The organism is Sorangiineae bacterium MSr12523, assembly GCA_037157775.1.
In the GTDB taxonomy this organism is placed as follows: Bacteria; Myxococcota_A; Polyangia; order Polyangiales; family Polyangiaceae; genus Pendulispora; species Pendulispora brunnea.
Genome location: CP089982.1, coordinates 8,033,777 through 8,056,855 on the forward strand (window position 1 = coordinate 8,033,777; position 23,079 = coordinate 8,056,855).

General features: G+C 62.3%; 18 protein-coding genes. 10 read left to right on the forward strand and 8 right to left on the reverse strand.

The window, feature by feature from the left end; all coding sequences use genetic code 11:
* Position 1 precedes the first annotated feature (1 nt).
* A complete protein-coding gene (locus LZC95_31550; GenBank protein ID WXA90978.1) occupies positions 2 to 727 on the reverse strand; it encodes a DUF72 domain-containing protein in 726 nt (241 codons plus the stop codon).
* 252 nt (positions 728 to 979) lie between these two features.
* Here LZC95_31550 and LZC95_31555 point away from each other — a divergent pair, with 252 nt between their 5' ends.
* The 6 genes from LZC95_31555 to LZC95_31580 all read left to right on the forward strand — a co-directional run bounded on the left by LZC95_31555 (position 980) and on the right by LZC95_31580 (position 8,329).
* Complete coding sequence (locus tag LZC95_31555; GenBank protein WXA90979.1) at positions 980 to 2,326, forward strand: hypothetical protein; 1,347 nt, start codon at positions 980 to 982, stop codon at positions 2,324 to 2,326.
* A gap of 20 nt (positions 2,327 to 2,346) precedes the next feature.
* Positions 2,347 to 3,813, forward strand: coding sequence for an Ig-like domain-containing protein (locus LZC95_31560; GenBank protein ID WXA90980.1), 1,467 nt, complete (start codon positions 2,347 to 2,349; stop codon positions 3,811 to 3,813).
* A 50-nt stretch (positions 3,814 to 3,863) separates the two neighbouring features.
* Positions 3,864 to 5,357 (forward strand): Ig-like domain-containing protein, encoded by a 1,494-nt coding sequence (locus LZC95_31565; GenBank protein ID WXA90981.1) that lies wholly within the window; start codon positions 3,864 to 3,866, stop codon positions 5,355 to 5,357.
* A gap of 38 nt (positions 5,358 to 5,395) precedes the next feature.
* The gene (locus LZC95_31570) at positions 5,396 to 6,412 is read left to right on the forward strand and encodes a hypothetical protein (protein ID WXA90982.1); all 1,017 of its coding nucleotides are present in this window, start codon (positions 5,396 to 5,398) and stop codon (positions 6,410 to 6,412) included.
* Positions 6,409 to 6,717 (forward strand): hypothetical protein, encoded by a 309-nt coding sequence (locus LZC95_31575; protein WXA90983.1) that lies wholly within the window; start codon positions 6,409 to 6,411, stop codon positions 6,715 to 6,717. Before LZC95_31570 ends, LZC95_31575 begins: the two co-directional genes overlap by 4 nt.
* A gap of 274 nt (positions 6,718 to 6,991) precedes the next feature.
* Positions 6,992 to 8,329 carry a hypothetical protein gene (locus LZC95_31580; GenBank protein ID WXA90984.1) on the forward strand — a complete coding sequence of 446 codons (1,338 nt, stop codon included), beginning with the start codon at positions 6,992 to 6,994 and terminating at the stop codon, positions 8,327 to 8,329.
* A gap of 4 nt (positions 8,330 to 8,333) precedes the next feature.
* Here LZC95_31580 and LZC95_31585 read toward each other — a convergent pair whose 3' ends face one another.
* Entirely contained in the window at positions 8,334 to 8,564 is a 231-nt protein-coding gene (locus tag LZC95_31585; protein ID WXB00362.1) for a hypothetical protein, read from the reverse strand.
* Between LZC95_31585 and LZC95_31590 the strand changes: the two genes are divergently transcribed.
* On the forward strand, positions 8,509 to 9,813 hold the full coding sequence (locus LZC95_31590) for an Ig-like domain-containing protein (GenBank protein ID WXB00240.1): 1,305 nt from the start codon (positions 8,509 to 8,511) through the stop codon (positions 9,811 to 9,813). The two genes, LZC95_31585 and LZC95_31590, sit on opposite strands and share 56 nt — an antisense overlap.
* 25 nt (positions 9,814 to 9,838) lie before the next feature.
* Here the strand turns inward: LZC95_31590 and LZC95_31595 are convergent, their stop codons facing one another.
* On the reverse strand, positions 9,839 to 10,720 hold the full coding sequence (locus LZC95_31595; protein ID WXA90985.1) for a lysophospholipid acyltransferase family protein: 882 nt from the start codon (positions 10,718 to 10,720) through the stop codon (positions 9,839 to 9,841).
* Positions 10,721 to 11,001: 281 nt separating this feature from the next.
* Here LZC95_31595 and LZC95_31600 point away from each other — a divergent pair, with 281 nt between their 5' ends.
* The 3 genes from LZC95_31600 (at position 11,002) to LZC95_31610 (ending at position 15,023) form a co-directional block, all read left to right on the forward strand.
* On the forward strand, positions 11,002 to 12,123 hold the full coding sequence (locus LZC95_31600) for a VWA domain-containing protein (protein ID WXA90986.1): 1,122 nt from the start codon (positions 11,002 to 11,004) through the stop codon (positions 12,121 to 12,123).
* 171 nt (positions 12,124 to 12,294) lie between these two features.
* A complete protein-coding gene (locus tag LZC95_31605; protein ID WXA90987.1) occupies positions 12,295 to 13,503 on the forward strand; it encodes a VWA domain-containing protein in 1,209 nt (402 codons plus the stop codon).
* 224 nt (positions 13,504 to 13,727) lie between these two features.
* Positions 13,728 to 15,023 (forward strand): VWA domain-containing protein, encoded by a 1,296-nt coding sequence (locus LZC95_31610; protein WXA90988.1) that lies wholly within the window; start codon positions 13,728 to 13,730, stop codon positions 15,021 to 15,023.
* 62 nt (positions 15,024 to 15,085) lie between these two features.
* Here the strand turns inward: LZC95_31610 and LZC95_31615 are convergent, their stop codons facing one another.
* The 5 genes from LZC95_31615 to LZC95_31635 form a co-directional block, all read right to left on the reverse strand.
* Positions 15,086 to 18,754: an FAD-dependent oxidoreductase gene (locus LZC95_31615; GenBank protein WXA90989.1), complete on the reverse strand. Its 3,669-nt coding sequence runs from the start codon at positions 18,752 to 18,754 to the stop codon at positions 15,086 to 15,088.
* 16 nt (positions 18,755 to 18,770) lie between these two features.
* Positions 18,771 to 19,058: an oxidative damage protection protein gene (locus tag LZC95_31620; protein WXA90990.1), complete on the reverse strand. Its 288-nt coding sequence runs from the start codon at positions 19,056 to 19,058 to the stop codon at positions 18,771 to 18,773.
* 67 nt (positions 19,059 to 19,125) lie between these two features.
* Complete coding sequence (locus tag LZC95_31625) at positions 19,126 to 19,935, reverse strand: MBL fold metallo-hydrolase (protein ID WXA90991.1); 810 nt, start codon at positions 19,933 to 19,935, stop codon at positions 19,126 to 19,128.
* Between the two features lie 29 nt (positions 19,936 to 19,964).
* The gene (locus tag LZC95_31630; protein WXA90992.1) at positions 19,965 to 21,779 is read right to left on the reverse strand and encodes a cytochrome c3 family protein; all 1,815 of its coding nucleotides are present in this window, start codon (positions 21,777 to 21,779) and stop codon (positions 19,965 to 19,967) included.
* A 258-nt stretch (positions 21,780 to 22,037) separates the two neighbouring features.
* Positions 22,038 to 23,075 (reverse strand): methyltransferase domain-containing protein, encoded by a 1,038-nt coding sequence (locus LZC95_31635; protein WXA90993.1) that lies wholly within the window; start codon positions 23,073 to 23,075, stop codon positions 22,038 to 22,040.
* Positions 23,076 to 23,079: the final 4 nt, after the last annotated feature.

The following is a 23,079-nucleotide window of genomic DNA, read 5'->3' on the forward strand; positions in this document are numbered from 1 at the left end:
GCTACTCCTGCTCGTCGTCGCGTACCTTCATCGTGGCCACGCGCGGCCGCACCACACGCCCGCCGCCGCCACGCTCGGCGCCATCGCCGCGCGCCGCAAGCCGCCGCAGCGTCTTGCACTCGGTGAGGGCGGAGGCGGTCTCGAGGACCACGTACGCATCACGCCGCGGCCCCACCGCCGAAATCACGCGCGACAGCGCGCTCTCGCCGTAGGAATGCGTCTCACCGAGCGCGCGCAGGCGAACATAGGCGGCCGGCCCCGGGGGCACGGCCTCACGCACCGGATCGACCGAGAGCACGACCCCCCATTTCTTCGCCGCAGCCGCGGCCTGCTCATGCTCCCAAACGCCACGCGGCTCCCACACGATGGTGGTCACGTCACGGGGCAGCTTCTCGAGCAGCCGCGCCATGCGCTCACGCCAAACCGTACTGGGTGTCACGTCGACGGGCGTGGCCAAAAGAAAACAGCGCGCCTGCAGCGCCGTGATGGCCTCGACGGCCATCTCGAGCTCGCGCGCCTGCTCGGGAGAATCTTTGACTGCCGCCAGGCTTTTCCCAGCGACGACACAAAATTCGAAATGCGGAGGCACCGCCTTCCGCCAGCGCCGAAGCGCCGTGGGGGATGGTGAATGGGCGTCGGCCTGGACTTCGAGAAGATCGAAGCGCTTCGCATACGCCTCGATGCTCCCGCGGAGCCCTTTGGCGCCGATGTGATAACGCGTGCTCATGGGGGGGGCGCATACCAGCATCAAGCTGGCCTGCGGGCAAGAGTCAGGGGTTTTTCTCGAGAAATTGCCTCTGGACAGCGTTCTCGGCGGTGAACGCGAGCTCCGGTGTAGGTGTAATTTTGCTCAATACAGCGAGCAGCGATGGCAGAAATTCCGCGCTTTTTGTAGCTTCGCGCGCAACTGGGGCCCTGCGGCGGCCGACATCGCCAGTGAGCGCAGTTTTGTGACGGACAACGGAAGGAGCCGCTGTTGATGCCGGCAGACGAATCGATAGGAAGGGCCGTCGCGGCCGCTGTTTCGCGCCATCGGGTGCGCGCGGCGATACTCGGGGGACTCGTCTTCTCGTTGGGCGTGGGCGTCGTCGCCGCGTGCGGGAGCGACTCGGAGGTCGGGGCACCCGTTACAGTGAACGACGCGGGTACCGATCGAGGGCCGATCGTCACGCCTCCCACGGTACACGTGCCGGTGGCCATCGCGGCGGGTGGCCGTCAGGCGTGCGCGATGATGGACGACGGCCGCATGTTCTGCTGGGGGTCCAACGGCTATGGACAACTAGGCAATCCGCAAACCACGATGCTCCCCGACGGCGGGCAGGATTTCGATGGGCGCTCCGTCCCGTTCCCGTCCTTGGCGTCCGTGAGCAACGTGAAGCAACTCTCCACGATGGGTGCACGGATCGACGAAGGATACGAGGTGCGCGCCACATGCGCGGTGTCGGCAGATGCCCAGGCTCTGTGCTGGGGCAGCAACCAATTCGGTGGGCTCGGCCGCGGGAAAGCGGATCGCGACCCGCATCCCGAGGCTTTGCCCGTAAGCGACCTGGGCCCCGTGGAGCAGATCGTCACGAGTGGTGGAGCCTCGTGCGCCGTAACCGGCGGTCGCGCTCAATGCTGGGGATACAACAACCACTGGAACGACGCCGGTGAATCCGAATACGGAGTAGCCAAGGACAGGAATGTCCCAGGTATCGTCGGCACCGTTCGCCAGATCGCATTGGGGGACTATCATGGCTGCATACTCACCACCTACGGTGGAGTCGATTGCTGGGGCATTTATAACGATCAACAAGGGATAGAGAGCGTCCCTTTTGCAAACAATGCCAGAGTTCAGGCTCTCGCGGCCGGACGTCAAACGACGTGCGCACTCATGGCAGCGGGGGGAGTTCAATGCTTCGGATCGAATGGCTTCGACAGCCTTCTCGGCAGAGGCCCGGTGACCGGCCCGATCGAACAGCTCACACCCGGCCCCGTTCTTCTTCCAACGGACAAAGCGCTCGCCGTCCAAGTCGTCGTGAGCAACGACCATGCGTGTGCCCTCCTCGACGACGGCACCGTTTGGTGCTGGGGAAAGAACTATTCCGGTGCCCTCGGCTCGGGACAGAGCAATGGCGTCTCCGTGAAGCCGGATGAATCCGCAACGCCGTTGCAAGTCGAAGACTTGCCTGGCAAACCGACGAGCATTGCCGCAGGCACCGGGTTTACATGCGCTCTCTTGTCCGATGGCAAGGTGGTGTGCTGGGGCGACAATAGCTGGGGAACTCTCGGCCAGGGCACATTCGACGAAGTCCCGCACCTCACACCGGTAAGGGTGCCACTTTGATGGCCGCTAGTTGTCACCGCATGCGTTCCGCTTCTTTTTCTTGGTCACTCGCCGTGCTCACCTGCATGGCCACGGGCGCGTTCTGGTCGTGCAGTTCGAGCGACGGTTCTCCCATCTCGCCCGGCAGGCAACTCGAGCCTCCCGACGCGTCCATGCAAGACGCCGACGTCGATGCGCAAGTGGAACCGAGAAAGCTGACCATCGTCTCGCGGACGCCGGCCCATGGCGACACCAATGTATCGGTGCAGGAACCCATCCAGGTTACGTTTTCCGAGCCAGTAAAGATTGGACCGTCCTCGGTGACGCTCGCCACCCCCGACGGGACGATCCTTTCGACAAGGATCGCGCTCTCGGCCGATCAACGCACGGTCACCATTTCACCGGTGGCCGCACAAGTTGCCCCCGCGGAGGTCGTCGCGCACTTCGGCAACATTTCGACACGCGATGGGCTGCCTCTCGCCTCCACCCCGGAGTGGAGCTGGAAGATGCCTGTGTGGCTCCGCGTAGGCTCCGACCTGGTCGAGCGATTCAATCTCGGCGACGCTTCGGTGGTCGCTGGACCGGGACGGCGAATCACCCTCGCAGCACACGAGCACGACGACTACGAAAAGCCAAGGTGGAGCGTCTCGACGGTCGACACACTGCATGGCACCTGGACGCCATTGGGTGGACCGCTTCCACTGATAACCTGGGATCCGCACATGTTGCTCGATCGGAACGGCGACCTCGTGGTGTCGTCGGACAACACGAGTGACAAGGTCGTTCAACGATGGTCAGGAACGGAGTGGAACAAGCTGGGCGAGCCCATTCCGAATGTTCGAGACGCGAGCGACTCCCCCTTGGCCATCGATGCCCATGGAAAAATCCTGTTGGCGTGCTCGGAGAAAATCCCGGGGGAAACGATCACGTACCATCTGATCGTCCGCGCCTTCGATAACAAAGGTACCTGGTCGCCCGTGGGCGGCCCGGTCAACGACGCACCGACGGCCAACCCGCTCAATCCCCACATTGCCGTGGACCCAGCGGGCGTCCCGTACGTCGCATATACCGATCCTTCGGTGCACGTCCGAAAGTGGACGGGCTCCGCTTGGGTGCCTGTGGGCTCCAATCTAGCTCCGACAGGGTGGACCGCGGAGTGGTTGCGAATCGCGTTCGACGATGGCGGGCAATTGTTCGCCATTGGTGAGTATTCGGATCAAACGACCCGGGTCATCCGATTCGACGGCTCGGACTGGGTCCCGGTGGGCGAGGCACTGAGTACACAGAGCTCCAACGCACCATCGTTCGTCCCAGGCCACGATGGGCACCTTTTTGCAACCGTCTACGACGATTGGCACAACCAGGCTTTCCGAGTGGCAGACATCACGCAGGCCGGATGGAAGCTCGAATCGCTCATCGAGGACCTTCCAGCCGCGCTCGCCGTGGACCGCGACAACGTTCCCATCGTGGTCGTCCCTCGGTCGGGTGTACTTCGCCTCAATCGATGAACGGGCACACCGAAAAGAGGCCTCTTTTGATCACAGCAAGGTTTCGTAGGATGCGTTTTCCGTCTCTTTCTCGGACCCTCGGTATTTTCACCTGCATCGCGACGGGTGCCTTCTGGGCGTGCAGTTCGAGCGATGGATCGCCCATCTCGCCAGGCGGTATCGTCGAGCCTCCCGACGGATCCCCGCAAGGGCCTTTCGATGCATCCCCACGTGATGCGGGCAGCGATGGGCGGGTGGAGCCGCAAGACCTCACCGTCGTCTCGCTGACGCCGACCCATGGGGATACCAATGTAGCCATCGAAGATCCGATTCAGGTGACGTTTTCGGAGCCCGTCCAACTTGGTTCATCGGCCCTTACGCTCACGACGCCGGACGGAACGGCCATTCCAACGACCATCCGACTCTCCGCCGATGGGCGAACGGTCACCCTTTCGCCGGTGGCTCCGCAAAAAGCTCCCGCGGAGGTGCTCGCTCATTTCAACGACATTTCGACACTGGATGGAAGGCGTCTAACCCCGACGCCGAACTGGAGTTGGAAGCTGCCTGCTTGGCTACGCGTGGGTCCAGATCCCAGGAAGTCGGACTTCTCCGTGAACGATAGTTCGATGGCTATTGGACCCGGACGGCAAACCATTCTCGCGAAGGGGGACTGGAGTGCGGGTGGGGGCTCGGCGGGGAACGTCTACACCTTTGGCACACCGCATGGTCCGTGGACATGGTTGGGTGCTCGCCCTCTCGCCAAGGTCACGTCGAGTCCACGCGTCGCGCTGGATCCGAGCGGAAGCATCGTGGTGGCCTCGTTGTACGAAAAGCAAGTCTTCGTTCAACGATGGTCGGGAACGGGATGGGACTTCCTCGGCCAGCCCATTCCTGGTGCCAACGAGATCGTCCGTTCCCTCCTTGCGGTCGATGGCACGGGCAAACTCTTCGTGGCCGCATCGCAGACCGTCCAGGGGGATCCCAATGCGTACAACTTGGTCGTCCACTCGTTCGATGGGAAAGCTACCTGGTCGCCCATCGGAGGAACCGTGAACGACTCCCGGACGTCCGATCCATTCGAGCCATACCTTGCGCTGGACCCTGCGGGGGTCCCGTATGTCGCGTATACCGATCCTTGGGCGAGTGTTCGAAAGTGGACGGGCTCTGCGTGGGTGCCGGTGGGCTCCAATCTGGCTCCGACAGGTGGATACGCACGATGGTTGGGCATCGCTTGCGACGACGGCGGAAGACTGTTCGCCATGGGCAGTTTCTCCGATGAAACGATGCGCATCATCGTGTTCAACGGCACCGGCTGGGTGCCAGTCGGCGAGCCGCTCGGCGCGGACATCGCTGCCCCATTGACCGCAGGCCGCGACGGGCACATTTTTGCGGCTATTTACGATGGCGGCTTCGGCGATTCCTTTCGAGTCGTGGACATTACGAATGCTGGATGGACCAAGATCGAGTGGCCCATTACGCGCTTTGCGCATTCGCTAGCCGTAGGTCCAGACAACATTCCCGTGGTGGCCTCGTCTCGCGCCGGCATACTCCGTCTCAATCGGTGACCATCGTGCCGGCAAATGAATCAAGAGGAAGGACTTTGATGGCTGCCGTTTCACGCGACCGAGCCCGCGCATGGACGCTCGGTGGGCTCGCCATTTCGTTTGGCGTGGGTATCGTCGCGGCGTGCGGAAGCAATTCGGACAACGGCGCCGACGTGGTCCCAACGAACGACGCGGGCACGGACCGAGGGTCGATCATCCCCCAACCCGTGGTACACGTTCCCGTGGCCATCGCCGCCGGGGGGAATCAAGTGTGCGCCACGATGGACGACGGACGCGTCTTTTGTTGGGGAGCCAACGATTATGGCCAATTGGGCAATCCGCAAGGCACCCCCCTGCTGGACGGCGGATTCGAATTCGACGGTAGATCGGTCGCCACACCGGCATTGGCGTCCGTGAGCCACGTCACCCAACTCTCCACCATGGGTGCACGAATCGACGGCGGATACGAAGTACGCGCCACATGTGCGATCTTGCCAGATGCACAGGCGCAATGCTGGGGGAGTAGCCAATTCGATGAACTTGGTCGAGGCATGGTGGATCGCCTGCCGCACCCGGAGGCCATGCCTGTAACGAAGCTCGGGCCCGTGGAGCAGATCGTCACCAGCGGCGGAACCTCGTGCGCCGTAAGCGCCCAGGGCGCTCAGTGCTGGGGATACAGCAACCGATGGAACGATGCGGGTGTCACAGAGGGTGGCGTAGCCAAAGAGAGGACCATCTCAGGTCTACTTGGCAGCGTCATCACGCAGATTGCATTGGGGGACCATCATGGCTGCGTACTTACGAACTACGGTGGAATTTATTGCTGGGGACTTCATGACGAACAACAGGGGCCAGAGAGAGTTTGGTTTGCAAAGAACGCCCGCGTGAACTCCATCTCAGCTGGACGACAGACGACATGCGCCCTGCTGACGGCGGGGATGTTCAATGCTTTGGGTCCAATGGCTTCGATAGCCTTCTCGGGAGGGGCGCATCGGACAGCGGCCCAATCGACGAGTTTAGGCCCGCGCCTGTCCTACTGCCAACGGACACCGCCGCCGCACTCCAGGTGGTCGTGAGTAGCGATCATGCATGCGCCCTTCTGAACGACGGCACCGTCTGGTGTTGGGGGGATAGCTATTTCGGTGCCCTCGGCACCGAGCAAAGCAATGGGGTGTCGGTCGAGCCCAAGGATTCTGCAACGCCGCTGCGTGTGAAAGATCTGGCGGGCACGCCCATCTCGATCGCCGCGGGTCGAGGGTTTACGTGTGCCCTCATGTCCGACCATCAGGTGATGTGTTGGGGCAGCAACAACTCGGGCGCGCTCGGCCAGGGAACCTTCGACCTGACCCCGCATCTCACCCCGGTCAGAGTCCCTCTGTAACGACTATCGGTACTCGCCGAAGTGAAACAAGGCGTGGATGCACGCGGAAGAAGGCTGTCACGGCATCGGCGACCTCGATCTTCCGATACATTAGGTGGGCTAGAGCGTTCGGGACAGTACCAGCGAGCTCCGGTGTAGAATTTTGCTGCACCGAACGAGCCGCGGTGGCGGCAATTCCGAACATTTTGTAGCTTCCCGCGCAACTCGGACCGCTTGGCGGCCGATATCGCCAATGGGCGCAGTTTTGTGACGGACGACGAAGGAACCTGGTGCCATGCCGGCAAACGAATCGAGAGGAAGGGCCATCGCGGCCGTTGTTTCGCGCCACCGCATGCGCGTGGGGATTCTCGGAGGCCTCGCCGCGTCTTTTGGCGTGGGCATCGTCGCGGCGTGCGGGGGGACCGACGCGGACAACGGGGGCGCCGTCACGGTGAACGACGCGGGCACGGACCGAGGGTCGATCATCACGCCTCCTGCGACGCACATCCCCATCGGCATCGCGGCTGGCGGCGTGCACGCGTGCGCCACCATGGATGACGGACGTCTCTTTTGTTGGGGGAACAATCGCCACGGACAGCTCGGAAATCCTCAAATAACGGAACTGCCGGATGGATCTCGACCGTTTGACAAGCGCCCCGTACCTAGCCCTCAGCTCGCATCGGTCGCCAATACCATACAAGTTGCAACCGGTGATGAGTCCGATGAAGACGGTCAGCCCGCAGAGGCGACGTGCGCTATCTTGACCGACGCCCAAGCTCAGTGCTGGGGCCAAAATCGTTATCGTGCACTCGGTCGCGCGAATTCGCCAGTCGACGACGACTACAAACCACATCCTGAGGCCTTGCCCGTATCAAATCTCGGGCCCTCTCAGCAAATCGTGACGAATGGGATGACATCGTGCGCAGTAAGCGCCGACGATGGCTGGTGCTGGGGACGTGGCTTGCACTGGACGGACGGCGGAGGAGGCAAATTCCCTACCAAAGTCGATGGTAAGGGACACCCCATCAAACAAATTGCCATTGGCCATCTTTTTGGAGCGGTTTTGGACGAAATAGGAAATGTTTATGGGTGGGGCGACAACTCCCGAGGACAATTGGCAATCTCTCCGGACTATATGTTCACCGATGCGCTCGAAATCGCTGCGGGCAATTACACCGCGTGCGCGCGTGTTCGTTCGGGAGAGGTCATGTGCATTGGGAGCAATACACGCGGAATGCTCGGCCGAGACAAGTTCGACGCCCCCCAGGATAGCGTCGCGGCTCCCGTCATCCTCCCGACGAACAGGTCGGCCACAAAGCTTGCCATGGCATCGGACCACGCGTGTGCGCTGCTCGACGACGGAACCATCTGGTGCTGGGGCAATAACCGCTACGGTGGGTTAGGCGCGGGACAAATCAATGGTAATTCCGTCGAGCCACAAGAATCGAGTCTTCCTCTGAAGGTTCAAGGCTTGTCCAATCCGGCCGTCGCCATCGCCGCAGGCATCGCATTCACTTGCGCACTTTTGTCCGACCACACAGTCATGTGCTGGGGTCTAAACAGAGACGGGACGCTTGGCCAAGGCAGCCTCGACGAAGCACCGCACATTAGCCCCGTACGAGTTCAACTTTGATGTACTACCGCTCTTCTTCTTCATCCCTGGCCATCTTGACCTGCATATCGTTGGGCGCGTTCTGGTCATGCAGTTCGAGCGATGGATCACCCATCTCGCCGCCCGGCGTCATCGAGCCTCCCGACACGTCACTGCCAGACGCGGCTACCGACGCGCCGGTGAAGCCGAAAGAGCTGACCGTGCTCGCGCTGACACCGGCCAATGGCGACACCAATGTATCGGTCCAGGATCCCATTCAGGTTACGTTCTCCGAAAGAGTCAAGATTGGACCGTCCGCCGTTACACTCGCAACGCCATCCGGGACGATCATTTCAACGCGGGTCATACTCTCGTCCGATCAGCGAACGATCACCATTACGCCCGTGGCTGAACAAAAGGCTCCCGCGGAGCTGGTCGCGCACTTCGGCGACGTTTCGGCACTCGACGGGCGGCCGCTGGCGTCGATCCCGAACTGGAGCTGGACGCTACCGCCGTGGTTGCGCATGGGATCCCGACTAACGGAGCGATTCATCCTAGGCGATGCTTCAGTGGCCGCCGGGAGAGGACGGCGAATCGCCCTCGTAGCAAAAGAGCGAAACGATGACGCGAAGCCAAAGTGGACCGTTTCGACGCTCGACACGCTGCATGGCACTTGGACTCAATTGGGTGACCCTCTTTCGCTGATAACATGGGACCCCCACATCTTGTTCGATCCGAACGACAACCTCGTGTTGTCCTCGGACCACGCTCCGGGCAACACGAGGGACAAGGTCGTTCAACGATGGTCGGGAACGGGATGGGACAAGCTCGGCGTGCCCATTCACGAGGTCAGAGACGTAACCGACTCCCCCTTGGCGATCGACGCCAATGGAAGACTCCTGCTGGCATGCTCGGAGGGCATCCCAGGGGAGACCATCACGTACAATGTCATCGTCCGCGCCTTCGACGCCAATGGTACCTGGTCCCCGATCGGCGGACCGGTGAACGACTCGCCAACGGCGGACGCCCTCCACCCTCGCATTGCCGTGGACCCGGCAGGGGTCCCGTACGTCGCGTATACCGATTCTTCAACGCACGTGCGAAAATGGACGGGCTCCGCTTGGATGCCTGTAGGCTCCACCCTATCGACGACACCAAGTGGGGATCCGCGATCATTGGGAATCGCTTTCGATGATGCCGGACGATTGTTCGCTATTGGTTCGTTTTGGGATGGAACGACCCGCGTCATCCGATTCGACGGTTCGGATTGGGTCCCCGTTGGCGCGCCTCTGAGTACGGAGTACTCCAGTGCACCATCGATCGTCCGAGGCCACAACGGGCACATTTTCGCAACGGTCTACACCAATTACGGCAACCAGGCGTTCCGCGTGGCGGACATTACAAAAGACGGATGGACAATGTTCGAACCGTCCATCGAGGGTTTTGCAGTCTCGCTCACCGTGGACCGCGACAACGTTCCCATCGTGATCTCCTCCGAGTCCGGTGTACTGCGCCCCAATCGATAAACCGGTCAGAGTGCCTCTGCAACGATTACCGCTCCTCGCCGAAGTGAAACCACTGCGTCGGATGCACGCGCAAAAAGGCCGTCACGGCATCGGCGACCTTTTGCGCGGCGGCGGTGAGCTCGTCGGACGACGCGCGGCGCGGAAGGAAGATGGGCGGCAACGCCTCGAGTTGGTAACGGCGATAGCCTAGGCGCGAGCAGAAGATGGGCACGAGGGGCGCGCCCGATACTTGTGCGAGCCGCAAAGGGCCCAGCGGGATTTCGCCCGGCGCGCCGAGCAGACGAACGGGCGCGGTGCGGATACCTGGCGGCACGCGATCGACCTGCAGGGCGACCACGCCGCCCGATTGCAGGTGGCGCAGTAGCGGCAATGAATCCAGTGGATCCATGCCCACATGCGCCACGAGAAGGCCCGACTTGCGGCGCGCTTCGTCTTGGAGCTCGCGGGCGCGGGCGTCGCGTTCGGGCTCCATGACCATCATGACCTTGAGGCCGATGCGCGAGAAGAATGGGCCCACCGTTTCCCAGCCGCCGGTGTGAATCGTCACCACGACGAGGCCCTTGTTGTGCGCCGCCGCTTCGAGGACGCGCTCGCGACCGATGAGCTCGGCTTCGGGCAAGCGCGCGTTCTTCGAGCCATTGGAAAGCACCTCGGCCAGGCAGCCCGCGTAGTTGGTAAAGGTTCGGCCCGTCTCGAGGACCTCGCGCAGGGGCGAAGCATCGCCTCGAATGCGTCGCAGGTTGGAGACCACCTTGCGGCGCGCGCTGGGCACGAGGACGGCCCCCGCGAGGCCGAAGAAGGTGGGGCTATGTTTGACCCACCACTCGGGGCCCTGCTGGGCGCCCCAGGCTGCGATTCTTCTCCAAAATAGACTGTCGTGAGCTAGAGCTGCCAAAGGTTTGGGCATGGCGGAAATAGACTCCCGGCTTCTACCACAAGTCCTCCGTGGGACAGCCCACGCCTGCGCTGTCTGAGCGCGACAGTAAGCGCCCACCTACCAGACAGTCGGCGATCAAGCGACGCGAATGATCCAGGGACGCGCGATATCCATACTTGGGAGAGCCGAGCCCCAGGGCTGACGCGTCGATTCGCGCCCATTTACGCAAATCGTCTCATGCGCAATGAGCTGAAGCCATTGGCACGATGGGTGGAATTGGCGTTCTCGCTCGCACAGGAGGGCGCCTCATCATGGGACTTCGCAAGGTGGCTTTGGCCGTGGGCTCGATCATCGTCGTCACGGCATCTTCCGGGTGCGGCGTCGTTGGGTCGGTATTCGGGAACGACGACGATTCGAACGGAAGCGGAAAGCCGGGCGATGATCCCGGAGGTGGCTTTTCCGGCGACTTCGGCGTGGGCGGATTGGGCGACCTCCAAGCGTGCGCCACGTCGAGTGCGCGCGGATCGCTGCAGCAAGTCAATCTCATCGTGATGTTCGACAAGTCGGGCAGCATGGGGCGATTCCAAGACAACAATGGCGTCGAACATGACAATACAGCCCAGCGTTGGGCGCCTGTCAGCCGGGGAATGGCGACATTCTTCTCGGATCCGCAATCCGCGGGACTCAACGCCACCTTGCAATTTTTCCCTCTTGGCGGGCGAAACAAGTGCAGCGCATCGGCCTACAGCAATCCGGCGGTGAACCGCACCGCATTGCCAAGTTCGGAATTTGGGGACGAGATTTCGCGCATCACCCCTGACGGAGACACGCCCACACGAGGCGCACTCCTCGGTGCGTTCGAGATCGCGAAGAATACGCTGGGTTCCCACCCCGATGAGCGCGCGGTCGTCGTTCTCGTGACGGACGGGCAACCCACCGCATGTGGGGAACTGCAAGGTGTGTACGACACGGCGAAATCTGGCTTGAACGGCAGCCCGTCGATCTCGACGTACGTCGTTGGCGTGGGTCCCGACACCGGCAACCTCGACGAAATCGCGCGTAACGGAGGCACGGGCAAGGCGACCTACGTCGCCGAAAACAGCGACGCGGAGCAAACCAGCCGCGATCTGGTCGCGCAGCTTAATAAGATCCGTGGCGAGGTCATGTCGTGCTCGTTTGCGATCCCTCAACCAGGCGACGGCAAGAAGCTCGACACCAACGCCGTGAACGTCGTGCTCACGCCGACCGGTGGGCAGGCAACAACATTGAGCTACAGCGCAGCGTGCCAGGGCGGTCAGGGGTGGCACTACGACAATGTCTCTTCGCCGAGAACCATCGAACTATGCGCTTCGACGTGCGACAGCGTGAAGCAAGACAAAGGTGCGAAAATCGCTATTGCGTTTGGGTGCGCTACGAACGGCAAAGTTAACTAAGCAAGTGCTTACCTAAGACACGAAGCGACGATCCGCGCACATGTGCGCTATTGCGGATACGTGCGCATAAATTTTCGTCTCCCACATGACGGATTCAGACGGGACCGGCCATGCGTCCATGAAGTAGGGGTATATCTCTGCTTCGCACTAGTCCTATTGAGGAGGCCTCCCATGATCCGACTTCGAACTATTACTCTCGCCGCGGTGTCGGCGTTCATCGCGACGGTAACCGCAGCTGGGTGTGGGAGTAGCGACGACTCGGGTTTCGGCAACGGGAATGGCAACGGCAACGGGAATGGCAACGGCGATCCCGGCACGGGTGGCGGCGTCACCAACGGCGCCGGCGACGCGGGTCTGCCTGGTGCCGATCCGGGTAACGTCGGCAACGTGACGAATTGCGCTTCGCAGACGGCCACCAGCACGCTCACGAAGGTGAGCCTGATCACGATGTTCGACCGCTCCGGGAGCATGGGAGACTATCGAGATAACACGGGTGATCATTACAATAAGAGATTGCGTTGGGATCCGGTCACACAGGCAATGAAGACATTTTATTCGGACCCTAAGTCGGCCGGCATGAACGCCTCGTTGCAATACTTTCCCCTTCAAGATGGGGACGGCGATTCGATTTGTTTCAGTGACTTCTATAAGATTCAAGATGTTGACCTTACGCCCTTGCCGAGTGGCAACTTTGCAGCGTCGATCAACCGGAATAGTCCGGGCGGAGGAACTCCGACTAAACCCGCGCTGGACGGGGCGATTAAATTTGCTCAATCGGTCAAGGACGCGGCTCAGAAGGACCCGAAGAGGCAAGGTGAGAAGGTCGTCGTTCTTCTCGTAACGGACGGCTCACCGAACCACTGCGAGAGTACCGTGGACAATGTCAGCTCGCTCGCAGCGGCCGGCAAAAAAGCCGGTATTCCCACCTACGTTATCGGAGTCGGTGGAGACGATCCGGAGCTGTATGCCGCGGTGGACAAGATCGCCGCTTCGGGTGGCACTCAAGGATTTCACGTTGACGCGAAGGAGCCGGGACAAACGAGCACCAAGCTTGTTAACCAGCTTCAAGAGATTCGCGGCGCGAACCTCTCTTGCTCCTTCGCGATTCCCAACCCAAGCGGCAAAGAGATCAACTACGACGCGGTCCGCGTGAACTTCACGAGTGGAAAGAACGTCGCGTCGACGGTGCCCTACAGCGAAGCGTGCACCGGCGACAATGGTTGGCACTACGATAAGGATCCCAAGGCTGGCAAGCCGAGCCAGATCGTGCTCTGCAAGAACACCTGCAACACCATCCAGGGCGATCCCGGTGGCAAGATCAACATCGCGTTCGACTGCAGAGGCACGCAGGCCGACGGCGGGAGCGGCGGCGTTCACTGAGATAGCGGCAGCCTAACGAAATAGCGAACGGCCCGCGTCGACACTTGGTCGGCGTGGGCTTTCGTCCGTTAAGGGGACACGATTTCAAGTACGCGTATATGCGCTGTGCCGGTTACCTACGAATCTTCGTACCTCTGACAGATCGGAACGCGCGCGGCCATGGGTCCATGGATTAGCGATGTATCCGTTTTTACTACATTATTCTCAATTGAGGAGAACCTCCCATGATCCGACATCGAAGCGTCACTCTCGCCGCAGTGTCGGCGTTCATCGCGACGGTCATTGCAGCAGGGTGCGGAGGTAGCGACGACTCGGGGTTCAACAACGGCGGGGACGGCAATGAGAATCCTGGAAATGGCGCACCTGGAAATGGCGCACCGGGTAGCGGTGGAGGCGTTACCAATGGCGCAGGGGATGCCGGTCTGCCCGGTACCAACCCTGGCAACACTGGCAACGTGACGAATTGTGCATCGCAGACGGCGCAGGCCACGCTGCGGCCGGTCAACCTGGTCTTCATGTTCGACAAGTCGCGCAGCATGATCCGGGACACGACCACGGGTGCTGATATCACCAGCAAGAAATGGGGGCCGATCGTCGATGCCGCAGAGTCGTTTTATGCGGACTCGCAATCGGCCCGAATGAGGGCATCCCTCACGTTCTTTTCAGGCTCGGGTTTGGCATTGTGCAGCGCAGACGCATTTTCGAAGTCCCAAGTGTCGCTCAGGGATCTACCTAATTCGAAAGACTTCAAAGCAGCCTTCGACGGCGTAAAGCCCGATGGCGGTACCCCTTCGGTCGCAGCCATGGGCGGTGCTGCCAAGCAGGCCCAGACCGTTGCAGCAGAGCACAAAGAGGAGGTGACGGCTATCGTCCTCGCAACGGACGGGACGCCCGAAGACAAGTGCCCGGATGGTTGCACGGATCCGCACGATTGCTGCGTTGCCAACTGCGACGGCCATGGAGGAACGCCGGTCATCGATCAGCAGTGCAAGGATAGGGAAACGACGTGCAAAGTAAATCTCGTCGCCAGCCAAGCCAAAACTGCAAAGGACCAAGGCATTCGAACTTACGTGATCGGAATCACCAGCGACCCTGAACACGACAAGCTCGAAAGGCTCAACACGGTTGCGAAGTCCGGTGGGACGACGGAAGCCATGTTGGTCAAGGTCAACGACACGACTTCGACGAAGCAGGCATTCATCAAGGCTTTGAACGAAATTCGCACGCAGAACATGTCTTGCGATTTCGCGATTCCCAATCCGCCCGGCGGCGGCACCATCAACTACGACGCCGTGCGGGTCAATTTCACGAATAGCAGCAATGCGGCCTCCACGATTTCCTATAGCGAAGCGTGCGCCGGTGGGAACGGCTGGCACTACGACGACAAGGCCGCGCCGAAGAAGATCTCGCTCTGCCCGAACTCGTGCAAGACGGTGCAAGGCGACCCGCTCGGTAAGATCAATATCGCGTTCGACTGCAAAGGCCAGCTCGCCGACGGAGGCACCGGCGGCGTCCACTGATTCACCCGTAATCCCCCCGGCGACCACGTCAGCCAATGCCGACGTGGTCGTCCCCTACCCCGCTACACCCGCAGCAGGTCCGGCTTTTTCGCCAAGAGCCGCACCAGCCACGCGTCGGCGAGCTTCTCTTGCATCGAATTGATGCGCAGCCGCTCGCGCAAGTGCTGGAAGTCGACCGAGTCGATCTCCTGGTCCTGATTGAAGCAGGAGAAGACCACGGTCTCCTTCTTCGTCACGGGGTCCACGTGCTTTTGCAGGCACTGGGCGCAGACCTCTTTCATCATGCACTGCATCGGCGAGTTGATGCTCGCGATGGCGCGGTGCACGGGGTTCAATTTGGGCGCCAGCACGCCGTGGCGAGCCTCCTTCACGGCGGCCATCATGCGGTCGGACCCAATGGCAATGATGCGGTTCACCGTGCTGAGCGGAATATCCACACTGCCCAGTTGGCCCTCGGCGTAGGCGCGCATGCCTTCCACGATGTTGCCGCGGAATTGGCGATCCTGCGGACGCCGCGGCGCAATCTCCTTCCCCATGTCGGTGCACCAAATGACTTGGTCGGTGTACCGCTCGATGTCGTCTTGCTTGAACAGGTCCTCTCCGCGCTTGTAGCCCGCGAAGTACAGCACGCGCGACCCTAATGCCTTGAAGGCCCTCGCAATCGAGAACAACACCGCGTTCCCGAGGCCGCCGCCGCACAACAACACGGTCTCGCCGTGCGCGATCTCGGTCGGCGTTCCCGTTGGACCCATCAAAATAACGGGCTCGCCAGGACGCAGCGCCGCGCACAAGCGCGAGCTGCCGCCCATCTCGAGCACGATGGTGCCCATTTCGCCCTTTTCCTCGTCGACCCAGGCGCCCGTCAACGCGAGGCCCTCCATTGCGAGGCGCGTATTGTCCACGATGGGCGCAAACGTCTCGAAGTTCTGCAACCGATAGAACTGCCCCGGCTTGAACTTCCGCGCCGCCAAAGGCGCCCGCACCACCACCTCGACGATGGTCTGCGTCAGACGATTCACCCCCACCACCTGGGCCACCAGCTCCTGATCCAGCTTGGCAAACGTTTCCCGCAACGCGCGGTCGCGGGCCGGTTGCTCCGACGCGAGCAATTGCTGAATCTCCGGGAACAGCGCCACCACGCGGGGATACCCGTCTTTGGCGCTGGACATCGCTTTGACGACGCTGCCGGCGTAGCGCGGATGGTTGTCGCCGTAGAACGACACCGTGCGCCGGCCTTTTTGGTAGCTCGTGAAGAAGCCTACTTCCGAGCCGCTCACCGGCACCAACGTTACGAGGCCCGAAGCATCCACCTCGGCACGGTGCGCTTTGAAGAAGTACTGCCGCTCGTCGAGCTGGAAGGTGCCCTCGTATTCGCGCTCGTAGGTCACGTTGGGGTTCGTGCCCGCGGCCACGCACACCGTGCGGGCGGGGAGTTCGATCAAGCTGCCGTCCTTGCGTTTGAACTTGATCCCACGCACGTGCGCCCGCTCGTCGAGCACCGCTTCGACCGGCGACATGTTCTCGATGTAGCGCACGCCCTCCTCGAGGCTCTTTTCCACCTCTTCGTGATTCAGCCGGTACGCCGGCGAGTCTTGCAGCGTCTTTCGGTACACCAGCGAAACGCCGCCCCACTTGTCGCAGAGCTGCTGCACCCGCGGCTCGCGGTTTTCCTTCTTGGCCAGGGCCTTTTCGGCGGCGAGCTCCTCGGCGTGAGCCAAATGTTGCTGCAGCAACTCCCATTCCTCGGCGTCGAACATCCCTTTCACGTCGTCCATCGTGCGGTCGCTCAAAAGCTGCTGGAAGCGCTCGCGCGTTTTCTCGATTTGAATGACGTAATAGGCAAGTAGCTCCGTGGCCGTATCGATCGCGGTCAACCCACCGCCAATCACCACCGCCGGAAGCGCAATTTGCAAATTGGCAATCGAGCTCTTTTTGTAAGCACCGGTGAGCTGCAATGCCATCAAGAAGTCGGACGCCTTGCGGATGCCGCGCGCAAGGTTGTTCTTCATGTCGATGATCGTCGGCTTGCCCGCGCCCGCGGCAATGGCCACGTGATCGATGCCCAGGTCCCAGACATCGTCCAAGGTCAAGGTGCCGCCGAAACGCACGCCGCCGTAGATGCGCAAATTCTTGTGCCGCGACAGCGTGAGGTACACCACCGTGAGGAAGTTCTTGTCCCAGCGAACCGTGATTCCATATTCGCTCACGCCGCCGAAACCGAGCAGGATGCGCTCGTCCAACTCCCCATAAAGCTTGTTGAAGTCGTGCACCGGATCGGGCGCTTCGCGATCGCGGCCGGTCAGGGTCGCGGGCAGCGGCTCGATCTTCAGACCATCGACGGCGATGACGCCGAAGCCCTCGCAGGCCAGATGGTGCGCGAGCGTGTAGCCCGCCGGGCCCAAGCCTACGACGAGCACGTTCTTGCCGTTGTACGGCTTGATGTGCGGGCGCGCGATGTTCAGCGGGTTGAAACGTGTGAGGAACCCGTAAATCTCGAGGCCCCACGGAAGCTCGAGCACCTCGGTCAGCACCCGCGTTTCGACCTGCGGAATGTTGACCGGCTCTTGCTTCTGGAAGATGCACGCCTTCATGCAGTCATTGCAAATGCGATGACCGGTGCCGGGGCACATGGGATTGTCCACGGTCACCAACGCCAGCGCGCCGAGCGGATCGCCCTGGCCGCGCAAGGTGTGCATCTCGCTGATTTTCTCTTCCAGCGGGCAACCATCCAGACCGACGCCGAGGGGATTCTTCTTGATGACGTGCTGCTTCGGATCGAGCAGTCCCTTGGAGCAGGAGTCCTTGTCGCGGTTATGACAAAGGATGCAGTAATCGATTTCCTGCTCGGTCTGACGCGCGTTGTAACGGCGATCCGTCAGGGTGAAGTTGCGCTCGCGGCGTTCGTGTTCTTCGCCCACGAAGAGCTCGGGGATGGCCGGATCGGGCCGCCGGAGCTGCACCAGCTTGGAGTAATCGAGCGTCTTCGGCTGCCGCAACGACGGCCACTTGGCCACGGGATCGTGATGATCCGCGCGCCGGGCCGCGAGGTACGCCTCGATGGCGTCGAGCGCCAAGGCCACCGCGGACTCGTCGTCGAGTTCTCCCGCGACGCCCTCCGCGCGCAGAGCCTCCGCCACCGTGTGCGCGCGGGCGCGCAACTCGTCGGTCCATGTGGCACCGCCGCCCTTTTTCACCTTGCGCGCGGTGTCGTCCACCTCGAGCAACGCAAGAACGGCGCGGGCCGTCACGAGCTCCTCGTCGGCCTGCTCCGTTTGGACCGCCGCGATGGCCACGCGGGAAACGAGGGCCGCGCGCGCATCGTCGTGGCCCAGGGCTTTCCAATTCTTCCCCGCGGCGTTGCCGAGCACGCGCTTCTTGGCGAATTCGTGTTTGAACTTCCACAGCGGGCCGCGCGATGCGACTTCATCGCGCAATCGCGCGAGCTCCGCCTCGACCCCGAACAAGCGCCCCACGAAGGAGCTGAAATGCGGCGCAGCCGCCAGGAGCGCTTCGCTTCGCTGCTCCGGCGTCATTCCCTCGCCACGAACGCGGCGATACGCATCGAACTGCGCGTGCGCTTCCGGCGCGCGCGCAGCGAAGTCCGCCTCGAAGGCGGTGTGGAGATCCGCCAGGCGCGCAGGATCGAACAGATCCTCGTAGGCGAATCCCGGAATCCCGAGTTTCAGCTCGGGCGGAGCGGCTGCGGCGATTTCTTTGTCGGGGGAAGTCATCGTCGATGCCGTTCTCCTATTTGGGTTCGTCTTCGCGCGGCACGAAGGCCGTGGCAGCCAGTTCACCTTCCTCGAAGCCGAAGTAGACGGCGGCCTGCTTCAGCATGAACTTCTGCCCCTCGGAGGAGGCCAGATCGAGGCGGTACGTGTTGATGTACTTGACCGAGTCCTTGAGCCATCTGTCCCAGGCCTCTTTGGACACTTCGTTGTAGATCTTTTGCCCAAGCTCATTCTTGTACGGCGGGCGGGCGAGCCCCGGGAGGTCTTTCTTCAGCAGGCGGCAATGGACAATGCGTTCGGACATGGCGTTGTGCTTACCATGCGCCCTAGCCTCGTTCCATGTGCCACGACCCGAGCGCCTGGGCTGGCCCCTAGAACGCGAAGGCCAGCTGCGTGGGCCGGCGCCGAGCGCCCGGTCTACGGCTCGAGCTGACGTCCAGCACGGCGACCGCGCCCGGCGAAATGGCCTGCACTTCGAGCGACCCCGACCTCTGACGCACTGCCTCAAGCGCGCGCTCGGGCATGTTGTTCGTTCGGGAAATGTGCCCCAGTAAAAGACGGGACACGCGGGTCCCCACGAGCTGCGACGCCAACTCCGCGGCCTCGTGGTTGGCGAGGTGCCCGGCCCCGCCCGAGACGCGCCGTTTGAGGCTCGGCGGGTAAGGTCCGATCCAGAGCAGCTCGGGGCAATAGTTGGCCTCGATGACCGCGACGTCGCACGCTCCGAGGAAGGGCGCCAGATCGGGCGGGACCTGACCGATGTCGCTCACTAGCCCAAAGGCCGCGTGCGCCGTGGAGATGCGCAGCGCCGCCTGCGGTGCGTCATGGGGCACGGGCAGCGCCTCGATGCAGAGCGAGCCCACGTGAAAGGGCGTGCGCGCCTCGTAGGTGCGCACCTCGTAGCGCTCACGCACCCGCCGCGCCGCGATACCGGGGTGCAGGTACACGGGCACGCCGAGCGCGCGCGCGTGCGCCTCCAGATGGCCGATGTGGTCGTGGTGCTCGTGCGTTACGACGATGGCATCGATGCCATCGGGGTACACGTGCGCCGCATCGCGGGCCCGCAGCCGATTCACGATCGCGCGTGGGCCCATGCCGCAGTCCACGAGGACTCGGGAGCCATCGGCTTCGACGATGGCCGCGTTACCGCTGGAGCCGCTCCCGAGTATCCAAACGCGCACCTAGGGGACTGTAGCAGCCGTGCAGGTGATCAGTGTCCCAATTTGCTCGCCGCCAACGGTGCACCTGCCCAAGTTGCACCTGGATGCGTCACGTGGCAGGCCGAGGTGCACTGATCGAAGCTTCGCTGCGACGTCTGCCCGACGTACATGTTGTCGATCGGCCCGAAGTCGCGAACGTGCCACTCCGGGTAGCTCTTGTGGCACGAGAGGCAGGCCGACTTGCTCGTGCGCTGGATGCTCTCCTCCGTGATGTGGCACTTCTGGCATTGATCGACCCGCGCATCGATGCGGTTGGAGCGCGAGTGAATGAAGTGCGTGCGCACGTAGATGTTCCCCTCGAGCTCGAACTCCAGCGGAACGTGGCACCCGGTGCAGGTGGCGCGGTCGTTGTTGGCGTGCAGGAGCACCCCCAGCGACGAATTGGCCTGGTGGCAGGTGTTGCACGGCCCCGTACCGAGCGGCGTGGTCGTTGGCTCCGGCGAGCCCACTTGAATCTTCACGGTGTGCGTCGCGGGAACATCTTCCCCGCGGTAGACGCGCCGTCCCTTGGTCGTGATGTAATACGTACCGGGTTTGGCATTGGAGGGAACCGTGTATTCCCACGTATCGGGCACAGGATTGTTCCAATAGGCCTCCCCGCCGAACAAATCGTGCGACGTGGGGAACGTGCGGAATTGGGCGGAGAAGCCATCGCGCTCGGGCAAGGCGGTGGGCTGCACGTCCAAGGTCCGGTCGAAGAAAATCGAACCGGGCGCGATGGTGCGGCTCGGCTGAATGTCCTGCGCCGGCCCCTCCAAGGTGCTCATCAGCATCCGCTCGCGGTGCTTGCGTCGGTAATACGTAGTCGTCGCGTCGAAGAAGGCTTGATAATAGCTAATACCCGTATCGTCGCGTTTGAACCTTACATCGTTGTAGGTCGGCAGCGAGCCTTTCGGATGCAATCGATGCCCGGCACCGTCCAAAAGGCTAATTTGGAATTTAATTTTCCCACCGGCCGGATACGTCCCATCGGCACGCGGTGGGGTGAGCGCCTTCACGTCGATGTTGAAACCATAGTCGAACGCCGGGGAAGGATCTTGCGTAACCGGAATCGTGTAGCACTTGCCCGGGTGCAGGGACCAGGTCAGGCGAAACTGCGTCGTCGACGCCGAAATGTAGAACGTGCGGTCCGGATGCATCGCGTTGCGCAGTTCGACGAGCGCTTCCTCGCGAAACCGCTCGGCGCCGTCGCAGTCCGTGCGCGTCTTGCAGTCGAAGGTCCACTGAATGCCGCGCGTGCGGCGCACGAAAAAGTCGTCCGTGTCGCGCCGATCGCGGTCGATGCCTGCGTCGTAGGTCAACGGCTCCGAGGTCGGTCGGCCGCGGCTGTCGAGCTGCTCCAGAACGAAGAACGAGCGCTCGTTCATCCACCGTGCGTCGCGGTAAAAGCGGCGGTTCGTGTAGAGGCCGGTGACCGCATCCGGGGTGTCCAACGCCGATTCATCGGCCTGCTCCAGGCCGCGCCAGGAGAGATCCGCGAAGTCGCCCCGGCGGCGCAAGCCGTCGATGCCCTCTTCCTCGTCGGTGTCGAACCAAGCACGCAGGTCGATCTGGTTGAGGAAGAACGTCTGTCCCGAACGAACCTTGATGGCGGTGCCCTTGCCGTTGTCGACATCGAGCGCGAGCCCGATGGGCGTTTGCCGCGTCGTCGGCTCGTGCGTGTGGATCGATTCAACGGTTACCGGGGCGCCATTCTCTTCTTGTTTGGAGACCGCACCGTCGTCCCCCTCGCCGGAGACACACGCGCCAGTAAGCGCTCCCCCGATAATCGCCGTCGCAAACGCCAAATAGAAAGAGCCACTCACCCTCCCGCACCGCTCCATAGAGCCTCCCTTTTATCGGAATCTCCTTTGGGCCTCGCGTCGGGACTGCGAAACCTGGCCGGATCGGAGCCTTCCGATAATCCGGAACATACGGTGCGAACTTCGCAATTTCTACTTGAATTATCTATCCATATAAAAATTTGAAGGTGGTTTCTTCCACTCCGCCCCGGTTGTGGGTGGCCGGTTCTGGGCGCGCCATCGAAGTAAAACCACGCTAGGACCAGGCCCGTTGCGGGCCGTTCACTTGGCAAACATTGCGACCAGAACGTCGAACGGTCCACTGCGTGTGCGAATGTCGCGGAAGCCGCGCGCTTCAAGCTCGCGAACGTAGAAGTCGATTTCACGCAACCGACTCACGCAGGAGTCGACGCCAATCAGGAAATAGGTCCAGAAGAACTGAATCGCCAGACGATCCGCCGTGCGGAATTCCTCGCAAATGACGAGTCGTCCGCCCGGCGCCAGCGCGCGCGCGGCCTTGTCGAGAAGCATCCGCGCGGTCGCAGCCGGCCAGTCGTGGAGCACGCGCACGAAGGAAATGACGTCGTAGCCGCGGGGAAATTCCTCGTTCAGAAAGTCGCCGGCCACGAATCCGAGACGCGCGCCCACGCCCGACCCTTCGGCGCGCGCACGCACCAAGGGCTCGGTGATGGGCAAGTTGAGCACGTCGGCCACGAGCCTCGCGTCCCGCGCGAGTACCGACGCGGCCAAGGCGCCATCCCCTCCTCCGACATCGAGCCAGCGCTCCGATCCCGTCACGAACATGTCGTCGTGGGCCGCGTGAAAGGCTTCGGCAATGGGAGGAACGCCCGCCGCCATGCTCGCTTCGAATTGCGCATGCTGCGACGGCGTGGAAGGCGGCCAATCGAAGGCGTCCCGCGGGATGTGGTGCTCTCCGCGCAAGGTCGCGGCCAGCTTGTTTTCCAGCACGCGCCACGGATACGCATCGCGGTCGCGCTCGATGGACGTCTCCCCGAGCACCGCGCGCGCTGCCGCTTCGAGCGGCTCTCGTGCGGTGTAACGCGTCGACTCGATGTCGTCGGCCTTGTCGTCGCGCGGGTCCTCCCGCGCCACGAAGCCCAATGTTTCCAGCGCATCGAGCAGCTTGTACAGACGCAGCGGAACGGAACCCGTCGCGCGCGCCAGCTCGCCCAGGGTCACGCTTCCTCGATCGAGTCGCGCGAGGATTCCCAGGTCGAGCGCCGTTTTCACGACATCGAGCCCTTTGCTTGCATTGAAAAGAAGACTCAATAGCGCCCGCGCGGAAAACGCCTCGCCCATGGCG